This is a genomic window from Faecalibacterium sp. OF03-6AC, from assembly GCF_003478175.1.
In the GTDB taxonomy this organism is placed as follows: Bacteria; Bacillota; Clostridia; order Oscillospirales; family Ruminococcaceae; genus Faecalibacterium; species Faecalibacterium taiwanense.
Genome location: NZ_QUEN01000001.1, coordinates 180,294 through 199,635 on the forward strand (window position 1 = coordinate 180,294; position 19,342 = coordinate 199,635).

The window sequence follows — 19,342 nt, forward strand, 5'->3', positions numbered from 1 at the left end:
TTCATCAATAGTCTTCAATTCTTCGCCAAGTTAATAGGCTCTCCATCGTTTTTATGATACCATGAATTTAACGTTCTTACAAGGCAATTTCATTCTACCTTCCCCATGTTGCTTAGGTCTTTCTTTTCTTTTACACTAGCCATAACAAAAGAGTTAAAGGCTACTCTTGTCAGCCTTGGAATTTAACATTCATCTGTATTAAAATCACAAATTAAAAAGCTCGCATACGCTGCAAACGTACCCTCGAACAAGCTTGAGTACTGTCTGTAGTTTATGCGAGCTTCACTTTATAACTCTTTAAGATTAAGGACAACTTATTTTTTCTTTACCATGCAGCGTTTCTTAAAGAACGAAATACCGTAGCAAAGAATCTGATCGTAATCATCCTCATACTCCTTTGCATACATCCGATCATCAATTTGCTGCAAGGCTATATCACATTCACTTTCCAGATTTTCCAAAACCTTCGTGTACTTTGCTTCAAAGATTGCAACGCGGGCATTGATGGAATCGTAAACGACCACATCACTTCGGCCTTCTCCATGCTCCTTGTTAGAGTCTACCATATATCCGGCACCTGTGAAGATGCCCGCAAGGAAAGCATGATAGAAGTCTTCCCGGTAGTCATGGTAGCTTATGGTACGCCGAAGCAGAGCATTCATTTCCTTGGTAATGCCCTCGCTATCACCGTTCCAGACTGCATCGAACAAAGCATTTCGATTCCACTTCTTCGTACTGTCATCGAACCATTTGATGACTGTTGTTTCAAAAATCTCTTTGATTTCTGCATTAGGAATCATAAGGGCAACCATGCCATCCGGCAATTCGCCTTTATAATCGCCTTCACGAGCTTTGGTCAGGTACCCTGTCAAGTACAGCGTACTCCAAAGATTGTCTTCTGAGGAATGCAGATAATCATAGGTTAGGTTTTCATCTACACGCTGAACGATGCAGCCACCAGCCATCAGGGTTTCAAGTTTATTTGTGATCGTACTGCCCGCATAGTCAATAAAGGAACGGATGATAGCATTGTCGCTGGTATTTTTCCAGTAGCTGATAGGCTTTGCTTTCGGATTGCGCTGCAATTCCAGCATGTAATTCATTACGTCCCACGGGCAGTAAACATCAAAATCGCCGAAATGATAGCCATCATACCATTTCTTAATGTTTTCGGCCTGCCCTTTCAGGTCGGCATCCTTTAGTAGCTGGTCAACCTCGCTCTGTACAAATCCGAAATACTCGTTCAGACGAGAATTGGTGATAGTATCCGATACAAAATTGTTGGTTCCTGTAAAGATACTCTCTTTCGCAATCTTCAGGCAACCTGTAACAACTGCAAATTGAAGAGCTTGATTGTCTTTCAGTGCTTGCATCAGGCCTTTCATGACATCGAGCATTTCATCATAATAACCGTTATTGTTCGCTTTTGCTACGGGTACATCATACTCGTCTATAAGAAGAATTACAGGCTTTTCATAGTAACTTTGCATCATCGTTGTCAAAAGCATAAGGCTGCTCTTAACTTCTTTTATGGAGCCACTGCCATGTGCAAGATGCGCAAACGCTGTTTTTTGGAACTCTGTAGCATTTTCACTATCAAGCAAATAAAGATGTTTGTTGTACAAATCTGCTATCACCATTGTGAGCATATCATACGCCCCGGTGAAATCCAGTCCATCTACTTGCCGAAACGAAACAAAAATTGTAGGATATTGGTTCATCCACTCATCACATAATGCCTGATGCTCTGCAATTTCCAGTCCTTCAAACAACTTTCTGCTGTCCTTGCGGATGTCAAAGAAGCTTTCCAGCATACTCATACCAAGCGTCTTACCGAAACGCCGTGGGCGAGTGATAAGTGTCACTTCTGATTTTTCGCTCAAAATTTCCGTAATCAGGCCAGATTTGTCAATATAATAAAACCCACCGTTCCGAATCTTCTCAAAGTCCGAAATACCAACCGGGATGTTCAATTTTTTCATCTCTGCTGCTCCTTTCACATAGCCACGCACAGACTTTTCATCGCTTCTATGATACCATGAATCTCGTGTTCTTACAAGAAAAATTCTGCTTACCGCATTGATTCTGGCTACGGTTCATTCAGCATAGCCTGCCAGCACATCTTCAAATGGAAAACGAATTTTCACGCGCTCATCATTGAAAACCTCGATGCGATCAATAAAGGTTTCCACCACATTCTGCGATAAGTGCATCACATCGCCTGCTTTTCCCACGGTATCCATCACGGCTTGCAAATTATCAGCATCCTTCTTCACAGGCTGGAAAATTTGATTTTTCTCAGTACGCAGCCTTTGAATCTGCTCCATTCTTTCATCTTCCTGCGCTCTGTAGGCATCTCTCTGCCGGATGAACTCTTCCTTACTCATGTTTCCATCAGCATACTGCTCATACAGTGCAACGCGCTGTTTTACGATCTCTGCCTTTTCCGCACTCAGCTTTTCTTCCTGCCGTTCCAGTGCGGAAAAGCAAATCAACGCTTTGCGTTCCCGTTCGTGCAGGATTTCCAGTACATGCTCCGCCTGTTTTATCTGCGCTGTCAGCGCATTTCGGATAATCTCTTCCAGTACTTTCTCAGAGATTGGGATTTGCTTGCAGGGACTGTCCACCGCAGTGGCCGAAAATCTGCAGTTAAACGAGGGGCCAAGCTTCTTGAGAACACGATATTTCATCAGTTTCTGACAGTAGCCGCAGTAGACCTTGCCTTTCAAGGGATACTGGTGTTTTGTGTAGTTCCCGGCCTGATGATTCCCATGCTGCAGCATAATAACCTTTTGTGCCTGTTCAAATTCTTCCGGGGTCACGATGGCGGCATGGCTGTCTTCAATTCGCACCTGCTGTTCCAAGGGAGCGCGCAGGACCCGATGCTTACAGGGAACAGGCATAATGAATTTCGCGCCCACATAGGTTCCCTTATACTTCTCATTTTTCAAAATATGGTAAACTGTTCCGCTTGTCCAATGGCTACGCTGCAAGTCCCATGCTTTCTGCTCACTGTACACATGATTTTCCGCTACGTGATACGCTGCCGGGGTCGGAATCTGCATTTCATTCAAGATTTTTGCGATGGTGCCCGTTCTGTTGCCCTGCAATGCCAGTTCAAAGATCAACCGTACATACTGGCTGGCTACCGGGTCTAGAATCAGCTTATGGCAGTCATTCGGGTCTGGCAGAAATCCAAACGGGCGGTATCCTCCAAGATACATTCCTTTTTTCTGCATCACATGGTCTGCTGCTGCGATTTTGGCAGAAAGGTCCCGGCTGTAGGATGCGTTGATGATGTTCTTAATGGCTACTTCCAGTCCGCGCACATCGTTTCCGGCCTGCATCCCACTGTCGTACCCATCGTTGACGGAGATGAAGCGAACGCCCATCAGTGGGAAGATACGCTCCATGTAATCGCCTGCCTCAATGTAATCACGGGCAAACCGGGAAAAGTCCTTTACAATAATCGTTTTCACCTTTCCGTCCTGCGCATCTTGAATTAGCCGCTGAAACGCAGGACGGCTTGTAGATGTGCCGGAGTAGCCATCGTCCACGTACTCCTGACGCGGCTCTGTTGCCAGTTCGGGGCGGGCCATGATGTACCCCTCTACCAGTCCGCGCTGGCCCTGAATGCTGTTGCTCTCAGCCTTATCAGCACCCACATCCTCGTCCGCAAGAGAAAGCCGGTAATAGGTTCCGATCATCTGCTGCTCACCGCCCTTCAAACGGATAAATCAACTCTGCCTTTACAATTTCCGCTGCACGATTTTCCAGATTGCTCATGCGGCATACCCACTCCATCTGATTTTCTTCTTTCAGTTTTTCCGAAACGCCCTCCTGCTGGCTCATCTGCTCAATCAAAACCTCATATCGCTCTGCTGACTGCTCTTCCACATTTGCTAAAACAGTATCCAGTTTTCCGCTCAGCAGCAAGCTCTGGTAATAGGCCGTTTTTCGCAGTTTCAGGTACGCCTTGTGCAGCATTCCCCAGCGGCCAATCGGACGAGTCCGTGGCTGCTTCAAGGCTGGCAGGTAATAATCATCAACCAAAACATATTCCAGCCCAGTCCGGGCATCGTAGATTTTTTCTTTCATTGCTTTGTTCTCCTTTTTCATCACAGTAAAAATTCCGCGTGAGTAATTTTCCTGCGGTCCACTTCAATTTTCTTTACATACTGCTGCAGATTGTCTGCCGTTAAAAGAACCTCTGTGTTTCCTGCGATCTGCTTTTTCTGCCGTAATTCTTCTTGAATCAACGCAAGCTCTTTCTCTTTTTTGGATTTTTCCTGTTTTTGTTCTACGATTTCATTTTTCAAGTTCTGCTTTAATTCCAAGAATTTCTCTTTTGAAAGTTCTCCGAAGACATACCGCTCATAGCCGCTGCGCTTCTGCGATTCCAGCCGAACGATATTGCCCGACACCTGTTCCATTTCACGGCTCAATGCAACTTTCTTTGTTTCAAGGTTGCTTTTTCCCGAATTCTTCTGCATCAGCTTTTTCAAGTACTTATGTTCTTCTAACCGCTGGTACAGTTCCTTATGGATGCCGTTCCAGAGGTCTTTCTCTGAGATGGAAACATGGCAAAATTTACAGTAAAAATACAGCGAGCCATCCCTTTGCCAATGGCAAACCAGCTTTTCTCCGCACTCTTTGCAAAATATCCGGCCTTTGAAGATGTTCGGATTGTTCTTTCTGCGCTGTTTGCACCATGTTTTCCGTTCCTCCCTGACCGCTTGCTCAGCTTCCCGCAACACGGAAACTTCATCAAACAGTTCCCAGCTGATAATCGCCGGATGGTTGTCCGGCACCATCCGCCAGCTTTCCCGTGGATTCTGCCCGATTTTCCGATTCGTTTCATCGTAGGCGATGCGGTTATACACCATGGTTCCCGTGTAGACCGGATTTTCCAGAACCTTTGTCACGAAAGCCGGCTGCCATGCAGGGTCCTTTACCCGTGATGTATTTTTCACATACCCCAACTGACAGCGGCGTGTAAAAGGTGTCGGGATTTCCTGTGCAGATAGCTTCTTTGCAATCTCGTACTCTTTCATGCCGGATTTCTTCCAGAGAAAAATCCGAACTACCACATCGCTGACTTCCTCATCCAGAATCAAATGATTCTTCTGATCCTTTTTGTAGCCAAATGGAACAGGGGTATAGATTTCTCCCCGTGCTTCCTTGGAACGAAAGCACGACTGAATCTTCTGGGACAGGTCTTTCGAGTACATTTCGTTGATCATGCTCTTGATCGGCACCAGCATCCCGTCCCGGCTCTGGCTGTTCAGGCTGTCATAGTTATCGTTGATGGCTATAAATCTTACGCCGAACAGCGGAAACACCTGTTCCAGATACTGGCCTGTTTCCACGAAATTACGACCCAGTCGGGAGAAGTCCTTTACCACAATGCAGTTGACTTTCCGCTCCTGCAGTGCTTTCAGCAACCGTTCAAATTCCGGGCGGTCAAAGTTCATCCCTGTGCACCGCTTGTCCGCAAACACATCCAGCAGCATCAGATCATCCCGATGGTTGATATACTCTTTGATATAAGAAATCTGCACTTCCAGCGATTCCGTATCCCGAAGTACATCATCAAAATCGGACAGTCGTGCGTAAATTGCGGTTTTCCAGATACGGTGCGGTGCGTTCTCCGCTTCCCGCTGCGCCGCACTTACCTTCTTGCTTATTCTTGCCATATGTCCAGCCTCTCCTTTCATGCAGATACTTCACGCTGCCCCATCTGCTTTTGATGCAGTTCTTCCAACAGGTCCGCAATTTCATCGTGGAATCGGAACGTAATTTCTACCCGATTGCCCTCATAGACTTCGATTTTCTCAATCAGTTCCACGACCATCGGACGGGTGATCTCTTCCAGTTTCCGATACTTACGGTACACGTCCAGAAATGGATACGCATTCGGGGCAGTCTGTAAATTTTGCTGTTCCGCCTCCAGTTCCTCAATTTTGCGGTCATACTCTTCGATTCGCTTGCTGTACAGTTCGTTGTAGTTCAAAAAATCCTCCCGTGTGAGGATTTCCTCTGCGTAATCCCCATACAATTTTTCCTTAATGCCCTGTGTATGGGCCTTTTCTGCAGTCAGCTGCCGAATCTGCCGTTCGATGCGCCGCACACGGTAGGGTTCCTGTTGGGCCTGCCGGATGCTTTCTACAAACTCTGCTTCCTCCATCACGATCTGGATCTGCATCTGGAGCGCATTCCGCACAATGTTATGGAGTTTTTCATCCCGCAGATTATGGCTCGTGCAGCTGCCTTTGTTCTGTTTGCTGCCGGAGCACTGATAATAGATGTACCGCTTTCCTTTATAGCTGGCCGACCTGCGTACCAGCCGGCTGCCGCAGTCCCCACAGTAGAGAAAGCCTGCAAACAGGGCCACCGTTTCGGCATCGTTCGGCCTGCGTGTTTCGGTTTCCAGAATCCGCTGCACCAGTTCAAACTGCTCTGCCGGAATGATTGCTTCATGGGTATTGTCCACGATTACCCAGTCCCGCATCGGCACATTCAATTTCTTTTTGGAGCGATAATCCAGTCGTCGTGTCTTTCCCTGTACCAGTTTTCCGATATAGACCTCGTTGTGCAGAATGCGGTCCACTGCCTTGGCAGACCACGGCGGCTCATCGCTCTTGCGGAAATGCAGGCTCAGCTTTGCACCGCTCTGCAACTTTCGTGCAGCTGGGGACGGTACCTTTTTCGCATTCAAACGATTTGCGATGCCCTGATTGCTCATGCCATTGATCTTCCAGTGAAAGATGTTCTGCACTGTTTCCGCTGCCAGTTCGTCCACGATTAGTTTGGTATGATTGCTGGGGTTCTTCTGGTATCCATAGGTTGCAAAACTTCCCACAAAATCGCCGCGCTTGCGCTTAACTGCAAGCTGGCTCTTGATCTTGACGGAAATATCCCGGCAGTAGGCATCGTTGAGCAAATTCCGCATCGGGACCATGATGGAATCGCTGGTCTTCCACGCAGATTGGCTGTCATAGTTGTCTGTCACAGCAATCAGCCGGACCCGCATGACTGGAAAAATGCGTTCCAGATAACGTCCCACTTCAATGTAATTTCGTCCAAAGCGGGACAGATCTTTCACCAGAACACAGTTGATGGTCCCCTGCTCCAGTTCCCTGAACAGGTTTTGGAACGCAGGCCGTTCAAAGTTTGAGCCAGAGTAGCCATCGTCCACAAACTCATCCACAATACACAGTTCCGGGTGGTCTGCGGCATAGGCTTCCAGTAGTGTGCGCTGGTTTGCAACGCTGTCGCTCTCTGTCTTATCGCCATCCTCACGAGACAAGCGCAAGTACAAGGCTGTACGGTATCGGGTTGTATTTTGCTGTGTTCTCTTCTGCAAATTCATATCAGGGTATAACAAAAGCCTTCCACCTCCTTAACGAATCGGCAATACTGTTCGTCAGAGAAGTGAAAGGCTCCACATTTGTATGTAGAAAGCCCACCGAGCAAGTTCTGCTCAGTTGGCACATTCCTATTTTCTTACCCACAAACAGCTTACCAGAATCATCATCCTTTGTCCAGTGCTTTATCGCATTAAAGTGCAAAATTTTTCTGCGCGATTTTTCAGCAGCTTGCCGAAAGTTTCTCTGCCTTTTCAGCTGGCAGACTGAAAGCACCTGCCAATGCGTTCAGACAGCGTGCTGCTCTCCCGCGGTGCAAAATTCAGCTTCACAATGATTCCGTTGTCCAGATAGCAGTAAGGATTTCCGACTTTATCCAGCAGATTTTTCAGCCTTTCCTCCTGCGGCAATCCGTGTTCCACTGCATCCTGCGGCAGTTCCTGCAGTTCATGCTGTTCTATCGTGCGGATGTCCCGATCTTTCATCTGGTAGACCTGCTCCAGCCAATTCATTGTGCCGTTTTCTTTCAATCGCATACCTCCCATTCAGGCCAAAAGTGTTTTCAGCAAATCCAATTTTGCCTGTCCTATGTCCTTTCTCATACTGGGACCTGTGCAGGCAATCGGTGTACACAGTTCCAGCAGACGGTCATAGATACGGGCGTGGGCGGTATCCTGCGGGTTCTTCAACTCCGTCAGGGTCAGGTTCGTGGTGACGATCAGTGGTTTTCGGCTGCGGTAACGACTGTCGATGATGTTATAAATCTGCTCCAGCACATATTCCGTGCCGCGCTCCATGCCGAAATCATCAATGACAAGCAACGGATAGCCGCAGAGCCTGTCCACGACTTCATTCGGCCCGGAAAAGGCGTTATTCAGTTCATTCATGATTCGGGCAAAATTCGTCATGCAGACGGCCACTTCCTGTTCCATCAGGGCATTGGCAATGCAACCCGCCATAAAACTCTTGCCTGTACCAACACCGCCCCAGAGCAGCAGCCCCACATTCTTTTCCTGCATTTCCGGCCAGTGGGCCACATACCGCTGTGCCAGCTGCATCTGTGGATTTTGCCCGTGATCGTTTGCAAATGTCCAGTGCTGCATCGCCCAGTCGGTAAAGCCCTGCAGCTTCAGCCGCTGCACTTTCTCGTAATGCAGCCTTGCACGTTCTTCTTTCTCTTGCTTTTCCCTTGTAGCCTGCCTGCACCGGCATTCAGCCGGATGGCGGTCACACCCAAACAGTTTTTTGCCATTCGGAAAGAACGCTTCCTTGGGAGTTTTGCAACTGCCGCAGTACAGCAGCCCATCTTCTGCAACATAGTCCTGCGGTTCCACAGAGATCGTCATAAGCCTGTCCATCGCTGTCTGGATCGTTTCCGTCATAAACTTTCCTCCTTGTTGTAGGTATAGTCCGGGATGCCTGCTCCCGGTTTCTGTTGTCTTTTCTTCAGTGCTGACCAGCTACGCAGGGTCGCCGCATGGTCTGCGTACTTCCTGCCTGTAGACTGCATATAGGCTGAAAGGTCTTCGATCAGAGTATCCAACTCTGCAATTTCCATTTCCAGTTCCGAATAATCTTCCAGAAAAACATTCCGATATCGCCCATACGCTTCTTTAGTTCTATTCAGTTGGTTCAATCTTAGGTTGTTCTTATTTATTTGGTTCGATGTGCAGTTTTGCGCAACCGTATTGCTCACTTTTGAGCAATACGGCTGCTCATTTTGGGCCATCTCGATTGTGCATTTCTGCGCAGTCCGGGGAACGCCGAGAAATATCTGGTTTGGCTTGGAAAAGCCATTGGACCGCCGTTCGATCAGCCGTGCGGCTTCCAGTTCTCGCAGGGCACGGGTGACACTGGAAATGCTGCTCTGAAGATCTTCCGCCAGCCCTGCCAACGGATAGAGCACATATGCCCGGTCATGCACATCCACCCAGCCGTTCTTCTGCGAAAGGGTCATGCGGTCCAGCAGCAAAACATACGTCAATCGTGCCGTATGGGAAAGGCTCATCTGCAGCAGAAATTTCGGATAAGGGAAATAAGCGGGTAGTGGGGTTTGTGCCTTGATGTACTCTTTACTCAAACTTCCTCCTAATCGTTTTCAAAAGTCCCTGCCGAATGGGAAAGTCCTGCACGGGCTTACGTATCCGGCAGGGTTCCGGGGTGCGGGGTGGAAGACCCTGCTGATTACAGGCTCATATCATAGCTGCGCTTCTTGCGTTTCGGTTGACGCTCGCGCTGTTCCTGTCGAGCCTGCTCCTGCATTGCCTTTTCGCGGACTTTGGCCTCCCACTCGCGTTTCCATGCAAGGTCGGATTTCATCTCATTGGTCTTTCGGAAGATGCCGTACACATTATCCGATGCAATTTCCAGACGCCGGGATTCTTCCCTCAGAGGAGCATAAGCCTTTTTCCTCTCCGCGATTTCTTTGGTCAGTTCTTCTTTCCGTTTTTTCAAAGATTTCAGCGATGGCAGCTTTCCATCGTTTTCTTCCCGGAAATATTTCACGGATTCTGCATAGGCATCCAATTCCTTGGAATGCTCTGCACGGAATTTTTTCTTGAAAATTTCTTTCGTAAATTGCTGCTGAACCTCTTTTGTGGAAAGGTACTGCCCCGCATAATGAATCTGCTCATTGGTTTTGTACAGTTCATCCTCTGCCTGTGACAGCCGTTCATACGCTGCCTGCGCATTGGACTGTGCTGTCTTACACAGATCGTTCAATTCTGTCAGGTCGTTGATATTGTTTTCCTGTACCCATACCAGCGTTTCAGCCATTTTCTGCAAATTGCTGATTTTGACCTTTAGCGCATAGGCCAAATTTTCCTGTGTCTTAACATTCTCCTGCAGGTCCACAACGAGCCGCAGTCTGGTTCTGGTCGTAAAGATCAGTATGGAGTCTTCCTTGTACCGTAGATTTCTCTCTGCGTTCTGAATGAAGAATCCTTCCAGACATTCTCTTTTGCAACTGTCCCCCAAGGAACGCTCCGATATAAACTTGTTCCGTTCCGGCGGCAGATAGCTGTAACGTCCACGTTGTGTTTTGACGAAAACGTCATATTCATCCTGCAGGATGTCTTGAAAATCTTCATACGAGATTGCTTTCTCACGAGCAGCGGCAACGGCATCCCGGATAAGCTGTTTCTGCGTTTGAAACTTTGTCGGGTTTGGCGTAAATCCTTTCTCTTCGATTTCCTGCTTTTTCTCATCCAGCCGCCGCTGTGCCCAGTACTCCGCTTCGGTCACACCCGTTCTGGATGGTGACAGCAAATCGACCTGATGCAGAAATTCACGTTGGCATAAATCCATAAGGGATTTCTGCAGATGCTTCAGGTACTCGTTCGTCACATGGTGCTTGTAGCCAGCCTTGCTATCAATGGGCCGTTCCATAAAGGGTTGCTGAGGCACATCCAGTTTTCGCAGACTGTTGATTACGATATGGACATGAATGTTTCCGCTGCCATTGTGCCCGTCCATGTGCGTACAGACCAATGCCTGATGCCCCGGAAAATTTGCTTTTGCGTATTCCAGTCCAAGCTCCTGCGCTAGTTTACCCGTCAAGCAATTTTCTGTGCTGTCTCGTGGATCAAAGCTGATGATGTAATGGTGCGATTTAATTTCATTCTTGTTTTTGTTTTTCTGGTACTCGCAGTTCAACTGCTGGCAGGCCGCATCGAAAGAATAGGGTTCACAGTTCAGGCCGTCCAGATAAAACTCATCTCGCATGATACGATTTCCGTTCTGGTCAAGGATCGGAGTTTTCCGAAGCTCGTCATGCTTGAAAATCAGATACTCCAGTGCAGCACCATAGTTGGAACTCTTACTTGCGATGTGCTTTAATATTGCCATAGTTCTTTCCTGCCATTTCTGCGACTTGTTCCCGCATCTCAAAAATACAGGCAATCGCATGGTTGATGTTTTCGTGTATCGCACGGGACTGGATACCGCCGCTGTTGAAGAACGCTGCGATCTGGTTCAGGTTGTTCCCGATTGCGGCAAACTCCCGTGTGATAGCTTCGATCTCGTCCGGGTGGACATAGAACACATACGAGATATTCACGCGGCCTTTCATCAGCATCTGCGCTGCAAATTCAGAAAGAGTCATTCCGGCATCTTCGGCCTGCTGGTGTAAAAGTTCATGTACTACTTCTGTAACTCGTGCGGAGATTACTTTTGTCTTTACGATAGATTTCACTTTTTTCCTCGTTCTTGGCATGGGGTCTCCTTTCCAAAATCAAAAATTTGATTTTCCCGGCAGTGCATCTGCACTCCGGCTGTGACCTGCTGCAGCAGGCCACCAACAGGCAAAATCATGTGATTTTGCGCGATGTGAGGGTATGGGGAGCGCAATCCCCATCAAGATGCCGCCGTGGAGAAACCGCCCACAGGAGCGGTTTCGTATACAAAGGCGAATCTTGCTCTTAACTACCGTCCACTCTGTCCCAGCCCGTTCCTGCCCGATTTTCTCCGGCGTATTTTCCTGTAAGACGCGCAGAATGCACGTTCAATGCCGGAGGTATCCTGCTGGGGTGGCTCATGCGATTTTCAAGGTGCGATGTGACTTTGTAAGGAATTAGGGATTTTCAGAAGTGATGCCGTAGCGAATTGGCTTACTTTTGAAAATACTTCCTATACCCTATACAAACTTTAAGGGGTGTTTTTAAACCGGGTCTTTTAAAAGTTCAAAGAAAATTCATTTTTCCAACGTTCCCCTCTACCTATAACAATCTAAAATGGATTTTTGGCAACCAGTTTTTCAAATTTTGTTGAACTACCTAATTTTAGAACATAGATTTTGTTTATTTTCCACTCATAAAACTAGAGGAAAGCCGTTTCACAAAAGATTTTGAAAGCCCCTACACTAATAGGAATCCGCAGAGCTGTTTTGGAATACAGTTCTGAAAAAATTTATAATTTTAAATAAAAAGAAAAACGGCAAAGTTCAAAATCGAACCTTACCGTCATCCATAGAGATGTCTTATAAAGTAAAAATACTGCGGCAGACAGGTGTTGCGCCTGCTCATCGTAGACATATTGCTATTTTAACATTGTGTAACTGTTACTGATATTCATGCACTGAAAATTTTTGTAGATTACAGCAGTGCAGTTTCTATCAAGCTATTGCTTTTCTCTTTTTCCAGATATATAATTCAGACAAGCCAATTCGATTTATAGGTTTTGTTGGGAGGTTTTCTCATGGCAAAAGATCGTATTGAAAGCAAGTATGTCACTGTAGCCCCCGGTGTGGAGTTACACATCTTGGAAAAAGGCGAAGGTAAACCGTTGATCTTCATTCCTGGCCTGACCTTCTCTGGTGAGATTTTCAAGAACCAACTGGAGTATTTCTCCTCTGAATATCGTGTCATTGCTATCGATCCTCGCGGCCAAGGCTATTCTGCCAAAACCGTGGATGGCAACGACTACCTGACTCACGGCCGCGATGTAGCAGGTCTGATTGATGCATTGGGTCTCAAAGATATTGTCCTGATTGGCTGGAGCACGGGCAACCTTGACACATGGAGCTACGTGCAGCAGTTCGGCAAAGACAAGCTGCGTGGCGTTGTGACTATCGATATGTCTCCGCTCCCGCTCTCCCCTGACCCGAAGTGGTGGACTGAGGGCACGATTGAAGAGCTGTCTCAGGTCGCCACGCAGGTGCTGACCTCTTCTCAGGGATGCCGTGAGTTCTTTAGCGAGTATGCGACCGGCGTTATGATCCAGCATAAGATGGAGCCTGATGAGCTGGAGTATCTGCTGGATATTTCCGGCCGCACACCATACTGGATCTGCCGTCAGCTGTTCTGCGACGCTGTGTTCTCCAACTATCTTGAAATCGCAAAAGATGTCGGTGCAACTCTGCCCAGCCTGATGTTCATTGCAGAACACTGGCAGGACATTGCAAAGCCTTTCGTAGAAACACAGCTTCCCGGCTATAATACCTACGTCATGGGTGGCCACCTGATGTTCTACGAATATCCTAAAAAGTGGAATGGCGTATTGGAAGATTTCCTAAATAAGCTGTAATATTTTTCTCCGTCTGTGGTTCATTATCCACAGGCGGTATTTTTATTTCTCAGACTTCTGAGATTTATCATTTTTCGCTGCCTCAATAAGTCCAAACCTTAGAAACAAACTGTAAATGTATGTCACTCCCCGGATGTCACCCAAATCTTTAGGTCGCTCTACTTTAATCTTCCCGTCTTTTACCTTTTCAAATGCAAGCAGCACCGAACTCCACGCCAGACTTTTACTATGCTCTCTGCGGTCGATCCACAGTTCTCTTGTAAATTCGCCGCTTCTTCCCTTACGCAGTTCGTAAGTAAAAGGTAGCCCGGAGAATGTCCAGAACTTCACACCGCCATATATCACAACAGCATTCCAGAGTTTTTCCTCTGTCCGTTCTTTCCGCAGCAGCTTCACCGCTCTGTATCTTCGCTGCCGCTCTGCACCCACACTGATTTTGTCCTTTTCCTCTGGCGGGAAGTAAACACCTTTTTCATACAGCAGATATGAAGTGACAGATGCTCTGGAAAGTTGGAAAGTAGTAGCCGTAGAGAAGAGTGCAGTTTTATAATCTTGCGTCTCTCTGTATTCATCAAAAGTACTTTTCACCTTCTCCGCTATCTCTGACTTATAAACCTCTGCTGTAATCAGGAGCTTGCGCACCTTGATGGGATTGAGCAACAGTTCATCTCCGATAGCTTTTAAGCTCATGCCCTTTTTATAAAGTTCAACCGCTGCATTCAGCTGTTCTTTCAGATTCTTCTCTTTGCTATACTCTGGCTTTGCTGGTTTCCGTCCGCCACCGGGTCTTCTTGTATTCTTCATGTTTCTTATTTCCGTCACAAACTATATAGTGGTCTCAAAAGATGCCGTGTGAACTTCTGAAGTTCACACGGCATCTAGGACTCAAACGAGTTCCTTCACATATCCTAGAATATCATTATTTTTCTTCTGCACATTCTCATCTTGCTCCAGTTCTGGCACAGTCATCCAATAGTATTGCTTTCCATCACATTCAAACGAATCCTGTAGCATCATATCTGGAAATTTACTAATCTTAGCCAAATAAAATCTGTGCGAATAAACTTTTTCTTCATGTGTGCTTTCAGAAAATTTCTCGTGAATTTGTTGGCCGAGACAGTCAAGAGTAATATCAAACGTCTCTATTTTCAGTTCTTGTGAAATGTGTTGTTTTATAAAACTCTCATTATTGGGATTTTCTTTATAGTTCAAGAAGAATTTGCAATTCCATCTCGTATCATCATATACTAGCAATCGGTTCGGGTATCTATTAAACGTATCTTTAATGATAACAATCGAATGATTGTGTGTGATTTCATTCAGTTTGTTAATATCTGATAGTAAATCGCTATATGAATAATTATTTTTACTGCTGTCGTGAATATCTGCTAGGCTTTTGAATGTAAAGCCCACTCCAAGAACAACAAATACTGTCTTTAGAGCGATTCCAGGCAAACCAAAGAAATCCCTGTATGATGCCAACAGAACAGAGATGAGAAATGAAAATGCAGAGAGGAAACTGTCCCAAGCCACATTTTTTCCGATGAAGTTCTTTTTAGTTTCTAAAAGAAGATTCAATTTTACGTCATCTATCAAAATTTTCATCTCTACTCACCTCCCACTAAATTACCAATATGATGATTTGCAATAATTTAAGTATACCACAAATCAAGAATCCTGTCACCCTTGCAGGAACGTATCTCTAGACATACTTATTCCACCGTAACACTCTTTGCCAGGTTTCTCGGCTTATCTACGTCCAGACCCTTGGCAACAGACACATAGTAGCCCAGCAGCTGGAGCGGAATCACAGCCAGACTGCCAACAAAGTGCTCGTCTACTTTCGGTACATAAACCGTAAAGTTCACCTGATCCTCAGTTTCATATTTTCCGTAAGTGGTCAAACCCATCAAGTATGCGCCACGACTCTTGCATTCCAACATATTGCTGATAGTCTTTTCATACAGTTCACTCTGTGTCAGCACACCAATAACCAATGTTCCCTGCTCGATCAGGCTAATCGTGCCGTGCTTCAACTCACCCCCAGCGTATGCCTCAGAGTGGATGTAGCTGACTTCTTTCAGCTTCAAGCTTCCTTCCAGGCAAACTGCATAGTCAATGCCACGACCCACGAAGAACACATCGTGCGCATTTGCGTACTTTGCCGCGAACCACTGGATTCGCTCTTTATCTTCCAGAATCTTTTGCATCTTTCCCGGAATAGTCAGCATTTCAGAAATATAGTAGCTGTATTGCTCTTCTGTGATTTTTTCTCTGATCTTAGCAAACTGAACTGCCAAGCAGTACGTCGCTGCCAACTGTGCGCTATATGCTTTTGTCGTAGCAACCGAGATTTCCGGGCCAGCAAGGGTGTAGAATACCTTGTCTGCTTCACGGGCAATGCTGTTGCCGACCACGTTGACAACGGCCAGCGTTGTGATGCCCTTTTCTTTTGCGAGGCGAAGCGCAACCAGCGTATCTGCGGTTTCATCAGACTGGCTGACAACGATTACGAGAGCCTTCTGATTGACCGGCATCTTCCGATAGCGGAACTCAGATGCCAATTCCACGCGCACCGGGATATCTGCCATGTCTTCCAGAACATACTGTGCCGCCATGCCAACGTGCCATGCAGAGCCACAGGCTACGATATAAATCTGCTCGAAGTTCTTGATCTCGTCCTCAGTGATCTCCACGCTGGACAGGTCGATAGTACCGTTCTTGATTACGGAATTAAGAGTATCTTGGACAGCTTTGGGCTGTTCGTGGATCTCTTTCATCATAAAATGCTCAAAGCCGCCCTTTTCAGCCGCTTCTGCATCCCACTTAATCTCGGTGGTCTGCTTCTCGATTTCATCACCATCAAGATTATAAAAATGAGCCTCACCCGGAACAAGCCTAGCAAACTCAAGGTTTCCAATATAATACACGTTGCGAGTGTATTTCAAAGGACACGCACCATCGTTTTGGCAATAGCATCGATGGGTCCCAGATTATACTTTCTATAATAGTAGTCTACCAGCTTGATGACCACTTCAGTATCCGTCTGGCTGTAGAAGGTATAGCCATGTTTCAGCAGCTTTTCCTTCAGCTCGGTATAGTTTTCAATGATACCATTATGAACGCCGACTACTTCTGATTCTACTGCCCCAGAACCAGAACGGTTGCAGTTGCCAGACACATGAGGATGTGCATTGGTCTGGCTCGGCTCACCATGTGTTGCCCAACGTGTATGACCAATACCACAGGTTCCTTTCAGAGCATTACCAGCATCTGTTTTCTCGATCAGGTTGGACAGACGGCCTTTTGCCCTGACGACCTGTGCCAAAGCCTCGCCATCACGAACAGCCAGTCCAGCTGAATCATATCCTCTATATTCCAATTTCGACAGACCATCCAACAGGATTGGTGCTGCCTGTCGGTTTCCTGTAAAACCAACGATTCCACACATTATTTATCCCTCCCGGTTTTCTCTTCTTATACTTACCCTCTATTACGGAAAATGACTCCGAATTCATCTCCAAGAGTCATCTTCGACTTCATGCCTTATATCCCTTTTCACAGATCACATGGACTACGTCATCCACATACTTCTGGCAGGTATCATGGTCAGGTGCTTCCACCATAACACGCACAACAGGCTCTGTACCGGATTCACGCACCAGAATACGGCCAGTATCGCCCAGTGCCTCAGCAACTATATTCACAGCTTTCTGTACAGCCGGATCATTCTGTGCTGCTTTCTTGTCCGTCACACGGACATTTTCCAACACCTGCGGATAGATTTTCAGTGGTGTCGCCAACTCACTCATCGGCTTCTTCTTAGCCAGCATAACTTCCATCATCTTCAGGCTCGTCAAGATGCCGTCACCAGTGCTGGCGTACTTGCTGAAAATGATATGGCCGCTCTGCTCGCCACCGATACGGCAGCCATTCTTAGCCATGTACTCGTAGACATACTTATCACCAACAGCGGTCTTGGCGTAGCCAATGCCTTGTTCATCGAATGCCTTGTACAGACCAAAGTTGGACATAACGGTAGTAACAACAGTGTTGGTCAGCAGTTTACCACGCTCTTTCATGTAGCAGCCGTAGATATACAGGATATGGTCGCCGGTGATCACATTGCCCTTCTCGTCCACACACAGGCAACGGTCAGCATCGCCGTCAAAGGCAAAGCCGACGTCCAGCCCGTTCTCTACCACGAACTTCTGCAAGCCCTCAATATGCGTAGAACCTGCATTGTTGTTGATATTCAGACCGTTCGGCTTGTTGTTGATGACGTAGGTGTCTGCGCCCAGAGCATCGAACACAGACTTGGCAATGTTCCAGCTTGCACCGTTGGCGCAATCCAAACCGACCTTCACGCCCTTGAAAGAGTAGATGCCCAGAGAGATCAGGTAGCCCATGTAGCGGTTGCGACCAGCCACATAGTCCACAGTGCAGCCAATGTGTTCCCGATGAGCGAAAGGCAGCTCCGGCCAATCCTTATCAAAGACGTGGAGCTTGCCATCGATGTAGTCCTCTACCAGCAGCAGAGTCTCCTCCGGCATTTTCTCGCCGTAGCAGTCGATCAGCTTGATGCCGTTGTCGTAATATGGATTATGGCTTGCAGAGATCATGATGCCGCAATCAAAGTCATCCACACGGGCGATGTAGGCCACAGACGGAGTGGTGGTAACATGGAGCAGATAGGCATCCGCGCCAGAAGCAGTCAGACCAGCCACCAAACTGTATTCAAACATATAGGAGCTGCGGCGCGTATCCTTACCAATGACGATACGGGCAGGCTCATTATCTCCGTTGCGCTCACGGAGAGCATTATAGTACCAGCCGAGGAAACGACCTACTTTGTAGGCGTGGTCGGCGGTTAAAGTAATTCCGGCTTCTCCACGGAAGCCGTCTGTTCCAAAGTATTTAGACATTTTTATTTTTCCCCTTAATTTCTTTTAAATTAGGTATTCCAAATACTGATCGCATTAATTGAACTCGGTTAAATAGAAGTGTGAAAAGTACTGGTATCCCTACGCCAATCACGACATATATCAGTTTTCCATAGTTAAATTCACTTTGCCAGTGATTAGACGGAATGTGCATAAACATGATTGGAATTGTTGCTCTTCCACACAATGCAACAAAATCCAAAAATCCACCTAGCGCAGCTGTATTGAACAGCCAGTGAACAGTCCTTACTAACACAAAGTCGAAGGCACATGGAATCGGAACGGCACAAATCAATTCTCTATAATATACGGGCTTCATGTCAAAGTAATAAAAAGGACTAACGTCTCGATAATTAACCCAGCAGAAAATGCCCATGAGGACTGCAATTATTCCTGCCACTACGTCAATCCTTACCGCCTCAGCCTCCAACAATTTCTTGATTTTATCCTTATGGAAATACCCGATTCCAACATATACCAAAGCTATCAATGCTACATCAAGATTCCACGGGATGCCGGGAGATTGAAGCAAATGAATCGTATCCACAAGATGGGACTCTATTACCGCTATACCCCCCCGCTAAAATCAGCCGTTTTACCGTCTTTTCCGAACAATGATTTATTAGAAAGCCAAGTGCAAACAGGGTGAAGAGAAAACAGGTTATATACCAATACACCCCTGAAATCGCTCTTCCTCCATAAAGCATCCTGAATACTATCTCTGCTGAAATTTCCCTACGAATCAGGACAAAATCTATAACCATATATGTAAGGTACGGTATTAGCAATCCAAAACATTTCGCTTTTAAATAGTCCCTTTCCACTATTTTTCTTTTCTAAATTAAATAACCGGAAAGGATAAAGAATAGTGGCATATGAAACAAAAAGATAATATCGTGCAACTTTCCGGATTCGCTATGTCCAATAACCACAAACAAAATCAAAATCCCTCGCAAACAATCAATCTCTTTGTTTCTCACAGGTTTACATCCCATAATTTCCTCTCTAAAT

Annotated in this window: 16 protein-coding genes and 1 pseudogene; 1 reads left to right on the forward strand and 16 read right to left on the reverse strand. The window is 46.5% G+C overall.

Annotation, left to right across the window (positions count from 1 at the left end; translation table 11 throughout):
- Positions 1-314: 314 nt before the first annotated feature.
- The 10 genes from DXA66_RS00825 to DXA66_RS00870 all read right to left on the reverse strand — a co-directional run bounded on the left by DXA66_RS00825 (position 315) and on the right by DXA66_RS00870 (position 11,559).
- Complete coding sequence (locus DXA66_RS00825; RefSeq protein ID WP_118526200.1) at positions 315-1,982, reverse strand: AAA family ATPase; 1,668 nt, start codon at positions 1,980-1,982, stop codon at positions 315-317.
- 114 nt (positions 1,983-2,096) lie between these two features.
- Positions 2,097-3,707 carry a recombinase family protein gene (locus DXA66_RS00830; RefSeq protein WP_147365132.1) on the reverse strand — a complete coding sequence of 537 codons (1,611 nt, stop codon included), beginning with the start codon at positions 3,705-3,707 and terminating at the stop codon, positions 2,097-2,099.
- 7 nt (positions 3,708-3,714) lie between these two features.
- Entirely contained in the window at positions 3,715-4,119 is a 405-nt protein-coding gene (locus DXA66_RS00835; RefSeq protein ID WP_118526204.1) for a TnpV protein, read from the reverse strand.
- Positions 4,119-5,717 carry a recombinase family protein gene (locus tag DXA66_RS00840; protein ID WP_118526206.1) on the reverse strand — a complete coding sequence of 533 codons (1,599 nt, stop codon included), beginning with the start codon at positions 5,715-5,717 and terminating at the stop codon, positions 4,119-4,121. The genes DXA66_RS00835 and DXA66_RS00840 overlap by 1 nt, the downstream gene beginning before the upstream one ends.
- Complete coding sequence (locus DXA66_RS00845) at positions 5,714-7,315, reverse strand: recombinase family protein (protein WP_158576273.1); 1,602 nt, start codon at positions 7,313-7,315, stop codon at positions 5,714-5,716. The genes DXA66_RS00840 and DXA66_RS00845 overlap by 4 nt, the downstream gene beginning before the upstream one ends.
- A 306-nt stretch (positions 7,316-7,621) precedes the next feature.
- The gene (locus tag DXA66_RS00850; protein ID WP_118526210.1) at positions 7,622-7,897 is read right to left on the reverse strand and encodes a DUF6870 family protein; all 276 of its coding nucleotides are present in this window, start codon (positions 7,895-7,897) and stop codon (positions 7,622-7,624) included.
- 15 nt (positions 7,898-7,912) lie between these two features.
- Positions 7,913-8,749 (reverse strand): ATP-binding protein, encoded by an 837-nt coding sequence (locus tag DXA66_RS00855; protein ID WP_118526212.1) that lies wholly within the window; start codon positions 8,747-8,749, stop codon positions 7,913-7,915.
- Positions 8,746-9,447 carry a replication initiator protein A gene (locus DXA66_RS00860; RefSeq protein WP_118526214.1) on the reverse strand — a complete coding sequence of 234 codons (702 nt, stop codon included), beginning with the start codon at positions 9,445-9,447 and terminating at the stop codon, positions 8,746-8,748. The genes DXA66_RS00855 and DXA66_RS00860 overlap by 4 nt, the downstream gene beginning before the upstream one ends.
- A 104-nt stretch (positions 9,448-9,551) precedes the next feature.
- Complete coding sequence (locus DXA66_RS00865; RefSeq protein ID WP_158576275.1) at positions 9,552-11,213, reverse strand: relaxase/mobilization nuclease domain-containing protein; 1,662 nt, start codon at positions 11,211-11,213, stop codon at positions 9,552-9,554.
- Positions 11,185-11,559, reverse strand: coding sequence for a plasmid mobilization relaxosome protein MobC (locus DXA66_RS00870; protein ID WP_147365135.1), 375 nt, complete (start codon positions 11,557-11,559; stop codon positions 11,185-11,187). Before DXA66_RS00870 ends, DXA66_RS00865 begins: the two co-directional genes overlap by 29 nt.
- Positions 11,560-12,560: 1,001 nt before the next feature.
- On the opposite strand from DXA66_RS00870, the gene DXA66_RS00875 reads away from it, so the two are divergent.
- Entirely contained in the window at positions 12,561-13,388 is an 828-nt protein-coding gene (locus DXA66_RS00875; protein ID WP_118526220.1) for an alpha/beta fold hydrolase, read from the forward strand.
- A 42-nt stretch (positions 13,389-13,430) separates the two neighbouring features.
- Here the strand turns inward: DXA66_RS00875 and DXA66_RS14485 are convergent, their stop codons facing one another.
- The 6 genes and pseudogenes from DXA66_RS14485 to DXA66_RS14495 form a co-directional block, all read right to left on the reverse strand.
- Positions 13,431-14,192, reverse strand: a complete 762-nt coding sequence (locus tag DXA66_RS14485; RefSeq protein WP_243089003.1) for a hypothetical protein — start codon at positions 14,190-14,192, stop codon at positions 13,431-13,433.
- Between the two features lie 81 nt (positions 14,193-14,273).
- On the reverse strand, positions 14,274-14,993 hold the full coding sequence (locus tag DXA66_RS00885; protein ID WP_118526222.1) for a hypothetical protein: 720 nt from the start codon (positions 14,991-14,993) through the stop codon (positions 14,274-14,276).
- 107 nt (positions 14,994-15,100) lie between these two features.
- A pseudogene (gene glmS, locus DXA66_RS00890) lies at positions 15,101-16,839 on the reverse strand (glutamine--fructose-6-phosphate transaminase (isomerizing)).
- An 88-nt stretch (positions 16,840-16,927) separates the two neighbouring features.
- Positions 16,928-18,313, reverse strand: a complete 1,386-nt coding sequence (glmM, locus tag DXA66_RS00895; RefSeq protein WP_118526224.1) for a phosphoglucosamine mutase — start codon at positions 18,311-18,313, stop codon at positions 16,928-16,930.
- Positions 18,306-18,878 (reverse strand): hypothetical protein, encoded by a 573-nt coding sequence (locus DXA66_RS14490; protein ID WP_243089004.1) that lies wholly within the window; start codon positions 18,876-18,878, stop codon positions 18,306-18,308. The genes glmM and DXA66_RS14490 overlap by 8 nt, the downstream gene beginning before the upstream one ends.
- A 289-nt stretch (positions 18,879-19,167) precedes the next feature.
- The gene (locus DXA66_RS14495) at positions 19,168-19,326 is read right to left on the reverse strand and encodes an acyltransferase family protein (protein ID WP_243089005.1); all 159 of its coding nucleotides are present in this window, start codon (positions 19,324-19,326) and stop codon (positions 19,168-19,170) included.
- Positions 19,327-19,342: the final 16 nt, after the last annotated feature.

Coding starts and splice junctions, on each gene's coding strand:
- DXA66_RS00825 (WP_118526200.1), bottom strand. CDS start 1,982: ATGAAAAAATTGAACATCCCGGTTGGTATTTCGGACTTTGAGAAGATT.
- DXA66_RS00830 (WP_147365132.1), bottom strand. CDS start 3,707: ATGATCGGAACCTATTACCGGCTTTCTCTTGCGGACGAGGATGTGGGT.
- DXA66_RS00835 (WP_118526204.1), bottom strand. CDS start 4,119: ATGAAAAAGGAGAACAAAGCAATGAAAGAAAAAATCTACGATGCCCGG.
- DXA66_RS00840 (WP_118526206.1), bottom strand. CDS start 5,717: ATGAAAGGAGAGGCTGGACATATGGCAAGAATAAGCAAGAAGGTAAGT.
- DXA66_RS00855 (WP_118526212.1), bottom strand. CDS start 8,749: ATGACGGAAACGATCCAGACAGCGATGGACAGGCTTATGACGATCTCT.
- DXA66_RS00865 (WP_158576275.1), bottom strand. CDS start 11,213: ATGGCAATATTAAAGCACATCGCAAGTAAGAGTTCCAACTATGGTGCT.
- DXA66_RS00875 (WP_118526220.1), top strand. CDS start 12,561: ATGGCAAAAGATCGTATTGAAAGCAAGTATGTCACTGTAGCCCCCGGT.
- DXA66_RS14485 (WP_243089003.1), bottom strand. CDS start 14,192: ATGAAGAATACAAGAAGACCCGGTGGCGGACGGAAACCAGCAAAGCCA.
- DXA66_RS00885 (WP_118526222.1), bottom strand. CDS start 14,993: ATGAAAATTTTGATAGATGACGTAAAATTGAATCTTCTTTTAGAAACT.
- glmM (WP_118526224.1), bottom strand. CDS start 18,313: ATGTCTAAATACTTTGGAACAGACGGCTTCCGTGGAGAAGCCGGAATT.
- DXA66_RS14495 (WP_243089005.1), bottom strand. CDS start 19,326: ATGGGATGTAAACCTGTGAGAAACAAAGAGATTGATTGTTTGCGAGGG.